The sequence below is a fragment of the Lysobacter xanthus genome, assembly GCF_047159895.1.
Genome location: NZ_BAAGAB020000153.1, coordinates 1 through 1,084, shown reverse-complemented (window position 1 = coordinate 1,084; position 1,084 = coordinate 1). Strand labels below are relative to the sequence as shown.

Sequence of the window (1,084 nt, the reverse complement as noted above, 5' to 3'; positions counted from 1 at the left end):
CTTACTTGATGATCTTCGCCACGACGCCGGCGCCGACGGTACGGCCGCCTTCGCGGATCGCGAAGCGCAGGCCCTCGTCCATCGCCACCGGGTTGATCAGCGAAACGACCATCTTGATGTTGTCGCCCGGCATGACCATCTCGACGCCTTCCGGCAGCGTCACCGCACCGGTGATGTCGGTCGTGCGGAAGTAGAACTGCGGACGGTAACCCTTGAAGAACGGGGTATGACGGCCACCCTCGTCCTTCGACAGCACGTACACCTCGGCCTCGAAGTCCGTGTGCGGCTGGATCGAACCCGGCTTGCACAGCACCTGGCCGCGCTCGACGTCGTCACGCTTCGTGCCGCGCAGCAGCAGGCCCGCGTTGTCGCCCGCCTGGCCCTGGTCCAGCAGCTTGCGGAACATCTCGACGCCGGTGACCGTCGTCTTCTGCGTCGCGCGGATACCGACGATCTCGATTTCGTCGCCGACCTTGATGATGCCGCGCTCGATGCGGCCCGTGACCACCGTGCCGCGACCGGAGATCGAGAACACGTCCTCGACCGGCATCAGGAACGGCTTGTCCACGTCGCGCTGCGGCTCCGGGATGAACGTGTCCAGCGCGTCGACCAGCTTCAGGATCGCCGGCACGCCGATCTCGCTCTGGTCGCCTTCCAGCGCCAGGCGGGCCGAACCCGCGATGATCGGGGTGTCGTCGCCCGGGAAGTCGTACTTCGACAGCAGCTCACGCACTTCCATCTCGACGAGCTCCAGCAGCTCGGCGTCGTCCACCATGTCGGCCTTGTTCAGGAACACGACGATGTACGGCACGCCGACCTGGCGCGACAGCAGGATGTGCTCGCGCGTCTGCGGCATCGGGCCGTCCGCGGCCGAGCACACCAGGATCGCACCGTCCATCTGCGCCGCACCCGTGATCATGTTCTTCACGTAGTCGGCGTGGCCCGGGCAGTCCACGTGCGCGTAATGACGGTTCGCGCTCTCGTACTCCACGTGCGCCGTCGAGATCGTGATGCCGCGCGCCTTCTCTTCCGGCGCCGCGTCGATCTGGTCGTAACCCTTGAACTCACCACCGAAACGCTCGGC

General features: G+C 66.1%; 1 protein-coding gene. It reads right to left on the bottom strand.

All coding sequences use genetic code 11. The features are described from left to right. Position 1: 1 nt before the first annotated feature. Positions 2-1,084: elongation factor Tu (gene tuf, locus ACY35P_RS15615; RefSeq protein WP_462116755.1), on the bottom strand; the 1,083-nt coding region annotated here is incomplete at its 5' end.